The following is a 13,294-nucleotide window of genomic DNA, read 5'->3' on the forward strand; positions in this document are numbered from 1 at the left end:
AGCGATGACCGCATTCTGCGAGGCGGTCAAGATGCTCCGGGTTGTTTATAGTTGCCAGTGGAATGGGCTGCCGGTATGCCGGAACGAAGAAAATGCAGGAGCACGGCTTGGAGGCACCGGCAGTGGAAGCGGAAAGGCGGCCTGGTCCAGTCCGGCGGCGCCGGCGGTCGGGGTTGGCGGGGCGCTTTGCGAACCGGCTCGTCCGCGCGGCGGTTCTTGTCGCTATTGTCCCGCTGGTTCTCACGCTTATTTATTGTCTGCCGTTCGTGCACCCCGTTTCCACTTTGATGCTTGCCGATCTTGCGACGCTTCGCGGCTATGAGCGGCAATGGACACCGCTCGAGGAGGCGGGCAGGAACGTCATCCATTCTGTAATGATGTCGGAAGACGGGCAGTTTTGCAGCCACCGGGGCATCGATTTGGGCGAACTGAAAGCAGCCATCAATGAAGCTCTTTCGGGCGAAAGAACTCGCGGCGCCTCTACAATCCCCATGCAGACGGTGAAAAACCTCTATCTTTGGCCCGGCCGATCGTTTCTGCGAAAGGCAATCGAGGCTCCCCTTGCCATTTACCTCGACGCCGTTATGCCCAAACACAGGATCATGGAAATTTACCTCAACATCGCCGAGTGGGGGCCGGGCATCTATGGAGTGGAGGCGGCAGCGCAACATTATTTCGGCCGCCCGTCCAGGGATCTGTCAAGGCGTGAGGCAGCTCTTCTTGCCGTAACGCTGCCAAACCCGAGCGAGCGCAATCCCGCCCAGCCCTCAGCTGCTTTGAGGCGGCTTGCTTCCGTCGTCGAGGCTCGCGCGCAGCGGGCCGGCGGCTATGTCGGATGTCTTGGCTCAACCTGATGGTCAAGCGCGGAGCGTCCATAGGCCTTTTCGGCATTTTTGGCCGGTCGGAGGATATGCGCCGGCTGGACGAGGCGTTGCGGCGGTCAGGCATTCATCCGGGCAGTGTGCCGGAAGGCGTCAAACTCGCGACCGTTAGTCTAATGGCCCAGAACGGCACCGAGCCGCCGGCGGAAGCCTATCCATCCGTGGGCGACCTCATGGCTTTCTGCATGGTCGGCCGGGAAGAATTTGCTAGGCACAACGGCGAGGCTCGGCTGGAGAGCGCGATAAAACGGCTTGAACTGGCGCTGGAAGCGGGCGAGGGCCAGGATGCGGAGCTTATCCTGCTTATGTTTCATGCAAAGCTGCTGGATCGTGATCTCATTGATCGCTATGAGATCAGCGCGGAAAATGGATGACCGGGCGGGCTCGGCCAGCGCGAAAAATCGCCGCGCCCACTGGCCAAGACGCATATTCCCGTGTATAGGCGGGCCCCAATCGCAGGATTTGAGGCCGGTTGGCGGGGCTCTTTGCGGAGCCGCATTGGCCTTTGACCGACACCGGAGAGTACAATGGCTGTTCCTAAAAGAAAAACCTCGCCGTCCAAGCGCGGCATGCGTCGTTCGGCCGATGCGCTGAAAGCGCCGACCTATGTGGAAGATAAGAATTCCGGCGAGCTTCGCCGTCCGCACCACGTCGATCTCAAGACTGGGATGTATCGCGGCCGGCAGGTGCTGGAGCCGAAGGAAGCATAGACTTCAAATTCTCAGGCAACGACTTGGAAAGGACCGGCTTCGGCCGGTCTTTTCTGTTTCTAAAAGGCTATCTGACGAGTTTTGCCGCAACGGAATGGATGCGCGCCAGCATTGCTTCGAGATCGGCTGCAATTCGACGACGCAAATGCTCCGCGATCTCGGGAAATTCCTCCAATATGCGGCGAAACGAAGAACGGCTCAGGCGGATCACCCTGACGTCGGTTTGAGCAACGGCACTCGTCAGCCGCTCCGTTTCCGCGATGAGCGCAAACTCGCCTAGGATCGCGCCAGGTCCATGTGTGGAGATCAAGTCGCGGCGTTCTCCGTCCTGATGGAAAAGCGCCACCTCTCCCGACGAGATGATAAAGGCGCAGTCCGCCGGCGCTCCCTCCGAGTATAGCTTTCGACCAGCGCCGAGAGAGATCGTCTCGGCGCCAAAGGCCAGGAGGCGTAGCTGCTCGCGCGTGAAGCCCTCGAAGAGACTCACGCCGGACAATACGCGGATGTCATCGTCCAGCGCCATGGCGGATTCGTCCCCGCGCCCGTTCCCTTGTTGTGATTTTCCCCACCCGCCGGCTCAGGGAACGAGCTTGTATCCGCCGCTTTCTGTCACAAGAATCTCGGCTTTGGAAGGATCACGTTCAATCTTTTGTCTCAAACGGTAGACGTGCGTCTCCAAAGTATGGGTCGTCACGCCCGAATTGTAGCCCCAAACCTCTTCGAGCAGGACATCCCGAGTGACCACTTTCTGCTCAGCGCGGTAGAGATATTTGATGATTGCCGCCTCCTTCTCGGTCAGGCGGATTTTGCTTCCGCGCTCGTCGATCAGAAGTTTCTGGCTCGGCTTGAAGGTATATGGGCCCACGGTGAAATTCGCATCCTCGCTCTGCTCGTGCTGGCGCATCTGCGCGCGAATACGCGCGAGCAGGACCGCGAATCGGAAAGGCTTCGTCACATAATCGTTGGCGCCCGCTTCCAGGCCGAGAATGGTGTCGGAGTCGGTGTCCTGGGCCGTCAGCATGATAATTGGCGCACGATAGCCGCCTTTTCTCAGCAGCTTGACCGCCTCCCTTCCATCCATGTCCGGCAAGCCAACGTCCATAATGGTCAGATCCACCATGGAATTGCGGGTCGCCTGAATTCCCTTGGTAGCGTTCGGCTCCGCGAGGAGATCAAACTCCTCATAAAGAGCAAGCTGCTCCACCAGCGTGGCGCGCAGGTCGTCGTCGTCATCGACTATCAGGATGGTGCGTGGCGTCATGTTCGATCCGTCACTCGTTTCGCCAGATGGCGTTGACCAGCCCCCGCTTGGCAGAACGTTCGTTTATGCGCAATAAGCCTACTATGAAAGCCCGTTGCGATTCTTTGTTCAACAAATCAATTATACGCCAGAAACGGCGTAAAGGCACGTGCACCTCCCGTAAGGCTGCCCAAACATCTATTTTGGCTGTTCGGCCACATCCTCGAAACCGGACCCGAGGACTTCTTTCGATCGACGCTTTTGTTTTTCCTTGTGCACTTGGACGCTCTGGGATCAGTGTATTCAAGCGTGAAGGAGACGGCGCTACACCTGGCTTCGTCATGCATCCACTTGGCATCTATTTTAGACGTGACCGCCGGCGAGGCGGAATCGGGCCTGCCCGCCTGCCCGTCTTATCCATCCGATCCGATCTCGGATGGTGCGATGCGCCGGGGGATGCGAACTACAATCGCCCGGTCCGCCTGCCCTTTCCCAAAAGTCATGAGAGAATGGAGCGGGAAGACGCCCTCTATGATATTTGCGTGGTGCTGGACTGGAACATCAAGTCGCGCCAGCGCGGCGCTGGCAGCGCAATTTTTCTGCATATTGCGCATCCCGAAATGAAGCCTACGGAGGGTTGCATCGCCATTGCGCCGCAAACGATGAGACGCATTTTACCCAGGCTTTCCAGGAAAACGCGGATTCGCGTGCTCTCCTGACCCATGGCGGGTCACGCTTGTCATGATAAATTCACCTTTTTAAGAAAGACCGAATCGCCGCTGCTTTCGCGGCGACAATCTTCTCTTGTTTCATGTTAAAGCAGATTTCAAAAAAGGGAGTTTCCGATGAGCGTCCAACCGAACGCGGCAAAGCTAGCGCACAAAGCCAGCGAGGTTGAGCTTTTAAGGGAAATCCTGACTGCACGTGCTTCTGAAGAGGACCTTGCGTCCTACAAGGCTGCCGAGCTTGATCGCGCTGCGGCGCTCGCGCTTGCTGCATTAAATCAGCACAGGCCCGGTGAGAGTGTCGTCGTAGTGGAGCCCAATCCCGGCATCGAGCGGGAGGGCCGCGCTGTCACCGTGGTAACGGTGGTGAACGACAACATGCCGTTCCTTTTCGATTCCGTCATGGGTGAAATCACCGATGACGCGCCAGAACCCACTCTTGTGACGCATCCAGTGTTCTTCGTGCAGCATGGAAAGGAGGGCGTAACCCAGGTCCTGGGTGAAGCCGCTCAGAAACCGGCTCGCGATGCAAGCAAAGTGAGCCTCATCCAGGTTCACCTGCCACGCTTGTCAGCCGATGCATGCGAGCGCCTGGAAGGGCGTCTTAGCCGTACCCTAGCCCAGGTTCGCGCTGCTGTAGCCGATTGGAAGCCGATGCTGGCGCGCCTTGACCAGGAGGTGACGCGGCTTCGATACACAGCCGTGCCGCTCGAAAAGAACGAGGTGCACGAGGCAATCGCGTTCCTCGAGTGGCTGCGCGACGACAACTTCATCTTTTTAGGGATGCGTGAGTTCAACTACAAGGGTGGGGAGAAGGAAGGCACGCTGGAGCGCTCCGAGAAAAAGGGCCTCGGTATTCTCGCCGATCCGGAAGTTCGCGTTCTGCGACGTGGGGATGATGTGGTCGCGACCACGCCCGAGATCCGCGCCTTCCTGCATGGTCCGGAGCCGCTGATCGTAACCAAGGCGAATGCAAAATCCGTCGTGCACCGTCGCGCCTATCTCGACTATATCGGAATTAAAACGTTTGACGATGACGGAAAGCTCTCGGGAGAGCTGCGCATCGTGGGCCTCTTTGCCTCGACGGCGTACACCAGTTCAGTACTGAAAATTCCATATCTGCGCTCCAAGGCACAGGCCGTCATTGCGCGTTCTGGTTTCGCCCCGACCGACCATTCGGGCAAGGCGCTCATCAATGTGCTGGAGTCCTTTCCGCGCGACGAATTGTTCCAGATCGGCGTTTCGAGGCTGCGCAAGCACGCGGAGGCAATCCTGGCGCTTGGCGAACGACCACGCGTGCGGGTTCTCTATCGAATAGATCAATTCGATCGGTTCGTCTCCGTTTTGGTTTTTGTGCCTCGTGACCGCTACGATTCTCTCGTCCGGGAACGAATCGGTGCTTATCTGAAAACCGCCTTCGAGGGACGCCTTTCCGCTTTTTATCCCTCATTCCCCGAAGGCTCGCTGGCACGCGTTCACTTCATCATCGGGCGATCGGGCGGAAAGACGCCGCGTATCGCTGCGGAGGAGCTGGAATCGGCCGTTCGCGCTATCGTGCGCACCTGGGATGACGCGCTGCGCGATGCGGTTGAAGACGAAGGCGCGGACGATGATATCGCCGAGATTGCTGCGCGCTTTCCGGAGGATTACCGCAACAGTTTTGCGCCCCCAACAGCGCTTTTTGATGCAAAACACGTTTCAGAACTGTCGGCCGAACATCCGATAGCCATAGATTTTCACCGGCGTTCGGAGCAGCGCAAAAATCAAGCTGCCCTAAAAATCTATCATTTTGGCTCGCCGGTTGCGCTTAGCAGGCGCGTGCCGCTGCTTGAAAATATGGGTTTCCGTGTCATCAGCGAGCGTACCTTCGATCTGGGCAAAACCGGCGGGAAGCAAGTCTTTCTCCATGACATGGAGCTCGAGAGTGCTTTCGGTGAGGCCATCGATCTGTCGGATGACGGCGCTTTGTTTGATGAGGTTTTCCTCGCGGTCTGGGGCGGGGAACAGGACAATGACCGCCTGAACGCGCTTACCCAGCAGGCCCGGCTGGGAGCGGCGCAGATCGGCGTGCTGCGAGCCTATAGCCGCTATCTGCACCAGGTTGGCATTTCCCAAAGCCAGGGCTTCATTGCCGATACGCTGAACCGCTATCCCGCGATAGCAGGAAAGCTCTTCGCCCTTTTCGTCGAGCGTTTTGATCCCCGGCGCGCCTTCGGCGAAAATGCGGAAGTGAATGCACGAGGCATTGAGCAAGAAATCGGGGACGCATTGGAAGCCGTGCACAGCCTCGACGATGACATGATCATTCGCCGCTTCCTAAACCTCATCAGATCGACGCTGCGCACGAATTATTTTGCCGAGAGCGGACGTCGGGCGCTCGCCTTTAAATTCGATTCTCGACTGGTCCAAGGGCTGCCGCAGCCGCGTCCCTGGCGCGAGATCTTCGTCTACGGCCCCGAAGTCGAAGGCGTGCATTTGCGCTTTGGGCCTGTGGCGCGCGGCGGTCTTCGCTGGTCCGACCGTGCGCAGGACTACCGCACGGAAGTGCTGGGTCTGGTAAAGGCGCAGCAGGTCAAGAACAGCGTTATCGTGCCCGTTGGAGCAAAGGGCGGCTTCTACCCACGCCGCCTGCCGGCGGGCGGTGACCGCCAACAGGTCTTCGAGGCAGGCCGCCAGGCCTATATAAACTTCGTCTCCACGCTTCTCTCGATTACGGACAATCTCCGCGGCGACGAGATTGTGCCGCCTGAGAACGTCGCGTGTCACGATGGGGCCGATCCCTATTTCGTCGTGGCGGCCGACAAGGGCACAGCAACCTTTTCCGATACGGCCAATGAGATCAGCCAGGCTCATGATTTCTGGCTGGACGATGCCTTCGCTTCGGGCGGCTCCGCCGGCTACGACCACAAGAAGATGGGCATCACCGCGCGCGGCGCCTGGGAGGCCGTGAAGCGGCACTTCCGCGAGATGAATCGCGATATTCAGACAGAGCCCTTCACCGTTGTCGGCGTCGGCGACATGTCCGGCGACGTCTTCGGCAATGGCATGCTGCTCTCCCCCTGCATCAGGCTGGTGGCGGCCTTCGACCATCGCGATATCTTTATCGATCCCGATCCGGATCCGGCGGTGTCATTTGCCGAGCGTAGACGCCTGTTTGAGCTGTCGCGCTCCAGCTGGCAAGATTACGACAAATCGAAGCTGTCAAACGGCGGCATGATCATCCCGCGTTCACAGAAGCGGATCACGCTCAGTGCCGAAGCGGCAAAGGCCATCGGTATGTCCGGTCAGACCGGGTCACCGGCGGAGATCATCGCTGCGATCCTCCGTGCACCTGTCGATCTTCTGTGGTTTGGCGGCATCGGCACCTATGTGCGTGCGTCCGACGAATCCAACCAGGAGGTCGGCGATCGCGCCAATGACGGGATTCGCGTCACTGCGAAAGAGGTCGGTGCAAGAGTTGTCGGCGAGGGCGCCAATCTCGGTGTGACTCAGCGCGCGCGCATCGAGTTCAATCGCAGAGGCGGACGCTGCAATTCCGACGCGGTGGACAATTCGGGCGGGGTCAATTCCTCCGACCTGGAAGTGAATATCAAGATTGCCCTTGCGGGCGCCCTGCGGAACGGCGCGCTTACCCGCCCCGATCGCAATGAGCTTCTTGCCGCCATGACGGATGAGGTGGCGGATCTCGTGCTGCAAAACAATCACATGCAGACGCTCGCGATTTCGCTCGTCGAGCGCCGTGGCCTTTCGGAGCTGCCGCATCAAGCGCGAATGATGACTGTTTTCGAAAGCCAAGGGCATCTCGACAGGGCAGTTGAATTTCTGCCAGGTCCAGAGGCCCTTGCGGAGCGGCAGAGCCGGGGCGAGCCGCTGACCCGGGCTGAAATCGGCGTGCTGCTTGCTTACGCAAAGATTGTGCTCTTCGATGAGCTGGTGGCCAGCCCGCTTCCGGACGAACGGCATTTCGAGGCTGATCTCTTTGCCTACTTCCCTGCCCGGATGCGCGAGAAATATGCAGCGGAAATTCGAGGCCATCGGCTGCGCCGTGAAATCATAGCGACGGAGCTGGCCAACGACATTATCGACCGTGGCGGGCCTGCCTTCGTGACCCGGCTGCAGGACATGACAGGCAGGCCAGCGCACGAAGTGGTCGAGGCCTATGCGGTGGTGCGCGACGGTTTTGACCTTCGCTCCGTCTTCCTGGCCATCGACGCACTGGACAACAAGATTTACGGACAGGTGCAGCTCACCCTTTATGAGCAGGTTTCACGGCTCATCCTCACGGCCACCGCATGGCAGCTAAAGAATGGCCTGGGGCAGGGCACGATCGATGATCGCATTCGACATCTCGTCGAAGCGCGGGCCAAGCTTGAGCCAGCTTTGCCGTCTCTCCTGCCGCCTTTTCGCGTGGAAGCCATTGCGGCGACCATCGCGAAGCATGAAGCGGCGGGCGTGCCCTCTCCTCTGGCGGAGCGGTTATCTCTCCTCGAAATCTCCGCGCTTCTACCCGATATCGTGCTTGCCGCCGATACGGCAAAAGTGGACTTGCCAAAAGCGGCGGGAGCGTTCTTCGCCGTTAGCGAGGCATTTCGCTTGAGCCGTATCGAATCCGCGGCCGCGTCTCTTTCGCCCTCGGACTACTACGACGGGCTGGCGCTTGCTCGGGCGATGGACACCATCGATGCTGCTCGGCGCGGCATCACTATTGCTGCACTCTCAGGCTTCGGTGAAACGGACGATGCCGCCGCCCGCTGGATCGAAGCCGGGGGCGAGCGTGTGGCACGAGTGCGCGAGCGGCTACAGGCGCTAACGGATGCGGGCGAAGCGAGCGTGGCCCGGCTCACCGTGGCCGCCGGTCTCCTGGCGGATCTCAGCGCATGAGCGCGGCGGGGGCGGGCCTGGGGGTGGAGCCGGAGACGACAGGCCGCCGCGGCATTTGGGGTTGGATTTTCTTCGATTGGGCTCAGCAGCCTTTCCACACGCTTATAATCACCTTCGTCTTCGGCCCATATTTCGCCTCAGCCGTGGCGCCGGACGCGGCGCGCGGGCAGGAGCTCTGGGGGCTTGCCACGGGCATAGGCGGCCTCATGGTCGCGATTTCCTCGCCCTTTCTGGGAGCGATTGCCGACGCCTCGGGCCCGCGCAAGCCTTGGATCCTTTTCTTTTCCATCCTTGGCTGCCTCGGCTGCGCGGGGCTTTGGTTCGCGACGCCTGGAATGGAGAGCCTCGCGCCCGTGCTCGTCCTTGTGGCGCTTGCCCTTTTCGGCGTGGAACTCGCCGCCGTCTTCAACAACGCCATGATGCCCGACCTCGTGCCCCGCTCCGAGCTCGGCCGTCTTTCCGGCTCCGCCTGGGGATTCGGTTATCTGGGCGGCATCGTCTTGCTCGTGCTTGTTCTGGGCTTCATGGCCGCTTCGCCGGAGACCGGGCGCACGCTGATCGGCCTTGAACCACTGTTCGGCCTTGATGCGGCGAGCAGGGAGGGCGACAGGGCGGTGGGGCCGCTCACAGCGCTCTGGTATGTCCTTTTCGCGCTGCCGATGTTTCTGTTCACGCCCGATCAGCCGCGGCGGCGCATGGCGGGAGTGGTGCGCCAGGGTCTTCGGCAGTTGGGCGCCACGTTCCGCCGGCTGCCGTCCGAGCGCAGCTATCTCGGCTTCCTCGCGTCCTCCATGTTCTATCGGGACGCGCTAAACGCGCTTTATATCTTCGGCGGCATTTATGCCGCCGGCGTTCTCGGCTGGTCCATCGTCGAGATCGGCCTTTTCGGCATCCTCGTGAATATGACCGGTGCGCTCGGCGCCTGGGCTGGCGGGCGGATGGACAAGGCGCGTGGCCCCAAGGCGGTGGTGGGCGTCTCCATCTTTAGCCTGTGCGCCTGCTGCCTGCTGGTGATCTCCATCACGCGGAGCGAGGTGATTTTCGTGCCGCTGGAAGACGCCGCAAGCCGGCTTCCCGATATCCTGTTCTTCGCCGCTGGCGCGATGATCGGCGCGGCGGGCGGCGCTGTCCAAGCGGCTTCCCGCACGCTGCTGGTGGACCAGGTGCCGCGCACGCAGGTGACCGAGGCCTTCGGCCTCTACGCTTTCTCCGGCAAGGCAACGGCCTTTATCGGACCTTTCAGCGTGGCGGCAGCGACGGCCTTCTTCTCTCAGCCGGAGTTCGCCCTCTCCTCCGTCGACGCGCAACGGCTTGGCGTCACGCCGGTGCTGGCGCTCTTCTTCTTAGGACTTGTTCTCCTGCCGCTTGTGAAGAACCAACGGGGAGCGCGGGCATGAAGCACGCGCCAAATGCGCGTCAGTGCCTGAAATGCCGCATGCCGGTGAAGACCATGGCGATGCCGTGCTCGTCGGCTGCCTTGATCACCTCGTCGTCGCGCATGGAACCACCCGGCTGAATAACCGCTGTGGCCCCCGCCTCCACGGCCGAGAGAAGGCCGTCGGCAAAGGGGAAGAATGCGTCCGAAGCCACCACAGAACCTTTCGTCAACGGCTGTCCGCCCGCGGCAGCAGCGGCATCTTCCGCCTTTCGCGCGGCGATGCGGGCGGAATCGACGCGGCTCATCTGGCCCGCACCGATGCCCACCGTGGCGAGGTCCCGCGCGTAGACTATAGCGTTCGACTTCACGTGCTTGGCGACGCGGAAGGCGAATTTCAGGTTTGCCATTTCCTTCTCGGACGGCGCACGCCTGGTGACCACCCGGAGATCGAGATCATCGATCACGCCATTGTCTCGCGTCTGGACGAGCAGCCCGCCCGCTACGGTCTTGGCCGAAAGCCCAGGCGCACGCGGGTCGGCTACCCCTTCCGTCAAGAGCAGGCGCAAGTTCTTCTTGGTGGCGATAATCGCCTGCGCTTCCTCCGTCGCGTCGGGCGCGATGATTACCTCGGTGAAAATTTTTGCGATTTCCTCGGCCGCCTCCGCATCCAGAATGCGATTGAGTGCGACAATGCCGCCGAAGGCGGAAACGGGATCACAGGCAAGTGCTTTGCGATAGGCTTCGGCCAGTGAGGTTCCCTCCGCCACGCCGCAGGGATTGGCGTGCTTGATGATGGCAACGGCCGCGACCTTTTTCGGGTCGAATTCGCAGACCAGCTCGAAGGCGGCGTCCGTGTCGTTGATGTTGTTGTAGGAAAGCTGCTTGCCCTGTACCTGGCGCGCCGTCGCCACACCCGGCCGCTTCTCGCCGGTGGCGTAAAAGCCTGCCTGCTGGTGCGGATTCTCGCCATAGCGCATCACTTGAGCAAGTCTGCCGCCAAAGGAGCGCCATTCCGGCTCAGCAATAGCAAGGGATTCTGCAAACCATTGCGAAATTGCCGCGTCATAGGCCGCGGTACGCGCATAGGCTTTGGCCGCCAGTTCCTGTCTCAGGCGGTAGGGGAGCGCGCCATCGTTTTTTTCCAGGGCTTCCAATACTCGGGCATAATCTGCCGGATCGGTAACGACCGCCACATAGGCGTGGTTCTTGGCTGCAGCGCGCAACATGGCTGGGCCGCCAATGTCTATATTCTCCACCGTCGCCGCATAATCCCCTCCGCCGAAACGCACGTCTTCGAACGGATAGAGATTGATTACCACCAGATCGATTGGCTTGATGGCATGTGTTTCCATTGCGGATCGATGATCGGGGTCGTCACGGATGGCGAGGAGGCCGCCGTGCACGGCAGGATGAAGCGTTTTCACGCGTCCGTCCATGATCTCCGGAAATCCGGTGAGCTGAGAGACGTCCATCACGCCGATGCCGCTTCGCGCGAGCAGCGCCGCGGTGCCGCCGGTGGATGCAAGCGCAACTTCCCGGGCAGCCAGACTGCGGGCGAAATCGACAATGCCTGTCTTGTCAGAGACGGATATGAGCGCGCGCCGCACAGGAACGAGATCGGGCGCCGGAATATTCTTCGCGGAAACGGTCATGGCAATCCTCTTGGCAGACCGCTGCCTATCATAGGCCAGCTTCAAATCAAGTCACCGCGAGGCCGGGAGGTCAATTCCGCGAGAGAATGCTGTTCGTGCGCACGAGCTGCCAATGCACTTCCTGCATCTCGTTCGCCTTGAAATGCAGCACGATTTGGCGGCTGCGGCAGGCTCCGGCTATGGCGGCGAAGAAGATGGACTCCTCCACCACAGGCTCAACCCCCTTGCAGGAGAACACCCAGGTATCGGTGGCATCGCCAGCAAGGATCAGGAGTCCATTATCGTCCCGATATAGATCGATATCCGGGTGCAGGTGGAAGCGCACTGCCACCGCCGCCTTTCGCTCCAACTCGGCGCCATCGGGCCGGAAAAAGCGATCACTTCCGCGAACCACTGTTCCCTCATGCATCAGCGCCAGTTCACGCTCGTGAATGACGCCGAAGCGGGAGACATAACCGTCGTGGCTGGCCACAAAGCCGAGGGACCGATCGGTGTCGATGCGCCGGCAGGTCACTTTGCGAGGGCCGCCGACGAGCGGAGTGCCCACCCAATCGTCCCATCGTGCGGGAAGCGCAAAGCGGGCCTGGGAGGTATCGTCGATCGTAGCGGTCGAGTGGGCCGCCGTCGCCCGCGCCAGCGGCCGGAACGCTTCTACTCCGAAGCTATCGATGCCGCAGTTGACGATAAACTGATGTTTTCCGGAGGAGAGCTCAAAGGAAAGGCAGCCCGCATGGGCAGCATTGGACAGCTCGACGGGTGGAGGGGCCGCGGTATCTGCAATCACCGTCGTGCTGCCCATGGAAAGACGCTCATAGCCCGAGTACGGCGCATGGGAGAGCGGAGATCCGACCGTATCGTCATGCCGCAGAATTGCGTTCACGCGGTCGTGGATCGTGACCCCCATCCCGTTGAAACGCGCAAGGCTGCCGTCCTGGTGGCGGAAGAAGCGCAGAGCTGGCAGCATTCGTTCCACGGCGCCCACCAGCGCCTGGGGAGGCGGTTCCGCCTGGATAGCGTAGGTCTGCCTTAACGGCAGGAGATCGGCCAGGAGCTCGATGATCGCCCGCGGATTGCGCGATATGTGACCCCCATCCGGCAGGATCTGCCGATCGAGCTCGATGCTCAGATTACGCGTCGCCGTCCGCAATGTGGAGACGGAAGTGGGAAGGGAAAGGGCGGCGAAGGCAAGCGCTATGCGCGCGCGGAGCTTCTCCTCCCCGTCCGGCATTTCGGGGGTAATCGATCGCAAGTAGCGTACCTGAATGGCCAGCAGCTTGAGATATTGGCGGTAGGCGGCAAGGTCTGCTCCCTGCAGGACCACCGCTGAATGCTGAAGCCAGGAAATCACACGCCGGGCGGTAACTGCGGGCTGCCAGGCTACTCCGGAAATCCGGCGCCCGTACAACGCAATCCAGTCAGCTACGAGCGCCCGGGCATTGGCTGACGCGAGTTCTGTCTGGGCCGCATGAAGATGGCGCAGCCATCGGAAACCATGCAGGGCCTCCATCCACGCGATATTGGCCACATCCATGTGGAAAGGGGATTCCCCGCCGGTCTCGACCAGCTGGCCGGCAAAAAGGAAGCGGCCATGATAGATCTCGCGCGCAATCTCCGGATCGGCGATTCGCAGATCCGGAGGCGCGATCAGCAGCCGTTCGGGTGTTCGGCCCGTATAACGCCAACGATAAGCGGGACCCGCGCGCAATCTACAACGCAGGCGCCTCCACGCCTGACGCGCCGCAAGATCCCACAGGAGCGGACTGAAGCCGCCGTCCATTCTCAAAGCATACCTCGATTGTTGCCCTCCCATTCCTCCCGCGAGGGACC

The 13,294-nt window shown here is 60.8% G+C and carries 10 protein-coding genes; 6 read left to right on the plus strand and 4 right to left on the minus strand.

The features are described 5' to 3' along the window. Positions 1-92 precede the first annotated feature (92 nt). From GNP00_RS16615 to rpmF, 3 genes are all read left to right on the plus strand, one after another. Positions 93-854 carry a biosynthetic peptidoglycan transglycosylase gene (locus tag GNP00_RS16615; RefSeq protein WP_049764841.1) on the plus strand — a complete coding sequence of 254 codons (762 nt, stop codon included), beginning with the start codon at positions 93-95 and terminating at the stop codon, positions 852-854. After that, positions 836-1,255 (plus strand): hypothetical protein, encoded by a 420-nt coding sequence (locus GNP00_RS16620; protein WP_011582739.1) that lies wholly within the window; start codon positions 836-838, stop codon positions 1,253-1,255. Before GNP00_RS16615 ends, GNP00_RS16620 begins: the two co-directional genes overlap by 19 nt. 153 nt (positions 1,256-1,408) lie before the next feature. After that, positions 1,409-1,591: a 50S ribosomal protein L32 gene (gene rpmF, locus GNP00_RS16625; protein ID WP_011582738.1), complete on the plus strand. Its 183-nt coding sequence runs from the start codon at positions 1,409-1,411 to the stop codon at positions 1,589-1,591. Positions 1,592-1,658: 67 nt separating this feature from the next. On the opposite strand, the gene GNP00_RS16630 is transcribed toward rpmF, so the two are convergent. Further along, positions 1,659-2,114 (minus strand): cyclic nucleotide-binding domain-containing protein, encoded by a 456-nt coding sequence (locus tag GNP00_RS16630; RefSeq protein WP_011582737.1) that lies wholly within the window; start codon positions 2,112-2,114, stop codon positions 1,659-1,661. A gap of 54 nt (positions 2,115-2,168) precedes the next feature. Then, on the minus strand, positions 2,169-2,852 hold the full coding sequence (locus GNP00_RS16635; RefSeq protein WP_011582736.1) for a response regulator transcription factor: 684 nt from the start codon (positions 2,850-2,852) through the stop codon (positions 2,169-2,171). Positions 2,853-2,935: 83 nt separating this feature from the next. Between GNP00_RS16635 and GNP00_RS23750 the strand changes: the two genes are divergently transcribed. From GNP00_RS23750 to GNP00_RS16650, 3 genes are all read left to right on the plus strand, one after another. Then, complete coding sequence (locus GNP00_RS23750; RefSeq protein ID WP_011582735.1) at positions 2,936-3,550, plus strand: L,D-transpeptidase family protein; 615 nt, start codon at positions 2,936-2,938, stop codon at positions 3,548-3,550. A 126-nt stretch (positions 3,551-3,676) separates the two neighbouring features. Continuing rightward, on the plus strand, positions 3,677-8,437 hold the full coding sequence (locus GNP00_RS16645; RefSeq protein WP_011582734.1) for an NAD-glutamate dehydrogenase: 4,761 nt from the start codon (positions 3,677-3,679) through the stop codon (positions 8,435-8,437). Next, positions 8,434-9,834, plus strand: a complete 1,401-nt coding sequence (locus GNP00_RS16650; RefSeq protein ID WP_011582733.1) for an MFS transporter — start codon at positions 8,434-8,436, stop codon at positions 9,832-9,834. Before GNP00_RS16645 ends, GNP00_RS16650 begins: the two co-directional genes overlap by 4 nt. A 19-nt stretch (positions 9,835-9,853) precedes the next feature. On the opposite strand, the gene purH is transcribed toward GNP00_RS16650, so the two are convergent. Together purH and GNP00_RS16660 are read right to left on the minus strand one after the other, a co-directional pair. Beyond that, positions 9,854-11,467: a bifunctional phosphoribosylaminoimidazolecarboxamide formyltransferase/IMP cyclohydrolase gene (purH, locus tag GNP00_RS16655; protein ID WP_011582732.1), complete on the minus strand. Its 1,614-nt coding sequence runs from the start codon at positions 11,465-11,467 to the stop codon at positions 9,854-9,856. A 70-nt stretch (positions 11,468-11,537) separates the two neighbouring features. Further along, positions 11,538-13,244 carry a heparinase II/III family protein gene (locus tag GNP00_RS16660; RefSeq protein WP_011582731.1) on the minus strand — a complete coding sequence of 569 codons (1,707 nt, stop codon included), beginning with the start codon at positions 13,242-13,244 and terminating at the stop codon, positions 11,538-11,540. Positions 13,245-13,294: the final 50 nt, after the last annotated feature.

This window comes from Chelativorans multitrophicus, assembly GCF_011317445.1.
Lineage (GTDB): Bacteria > Pseudomonadota > Alphaproteobacteria > Rhizobiales > Rhizobiaceae > Chelativorans > Chelativorans multitrophicus.

What these genes read in the sequence shown, in the direction of transcription:
- GNP00_RS16630 (WP_011582737.1), bottom strand. Translation starts at nt 2,114, where the DNA reads ATGGCGCTGGACGATGACATCCGCGTATTGTCCGGCGTGAGTCTCTTC.
- GNP00_RS23750 (WP_011582735.1), top strand. Translation starts at nt 2,936, where the DNA reads ATGAAAGCCCGTTGCGATTCTTTGTTCAACAAATCAATTATACGCCAG.
- GNP00_RS16650 (WP_011582733.1), top strand. Translation starts at nt 8,434, where the DNA reads ATGAGCGCGGCGGGGGCGGGCCTGGGGGTGGAGCCGGAGACGACAGGC.
- purH (WP_011582732.1), bottom strand. Translation starts at nt 11,467, where the DNA reads ATGACCGTTTCCGCGAAGAATATTCCGGCGCCCGATCTCGTTCCTGTG.
- GNP00_RS16635 (WP_011582736.1), bottom strand. Translation starts at nt 2,852, where the DNA reads ATGACGCCACGCACCATCCTGATAGTCGATGACGACGACGACCTGCGC.
- GNP00_RS16620 (WP_011582739.1), top strand. Translation starts at nt 836, where the DNA reads ATGTCTTGGCTCAACCTGATGGTCAAGCGCGGAGCGTCCATAGGCCTT.
- rpmF (WP_011582738.1), top strand. Translation starts at nt 1,409, where the DNA reads ATGGCTGTTCCTAAAAGAAAAACCTCGCCGTCCAAGCGCGGCATGCGT.
- GNP00_RS16645 (WP_011582734.1), top strand. Translation starts at nt 3,677, where the DNA reads ATGAGCGTCCAACCGAACGCGGCAAAGCTAGCGCACAAAGCCAGCGAG.
- GNP00_RS16615 (WP_049764841.1), top strand. Translation starts at nt 93, where the DNA reads ATGCAGGAGCACGGCTTGGAGGCACCGGCAGTGGAAGCGGAAAGGCGG.
- GNP00_RS16660 (WP_011582731.1), bottom strand. Translation starts at nt 13,244, where the DNA reads ATGGACGGCGGCTTCAGTCCGCTCCTGTGGGATCTTGCGGCGCGTCAG.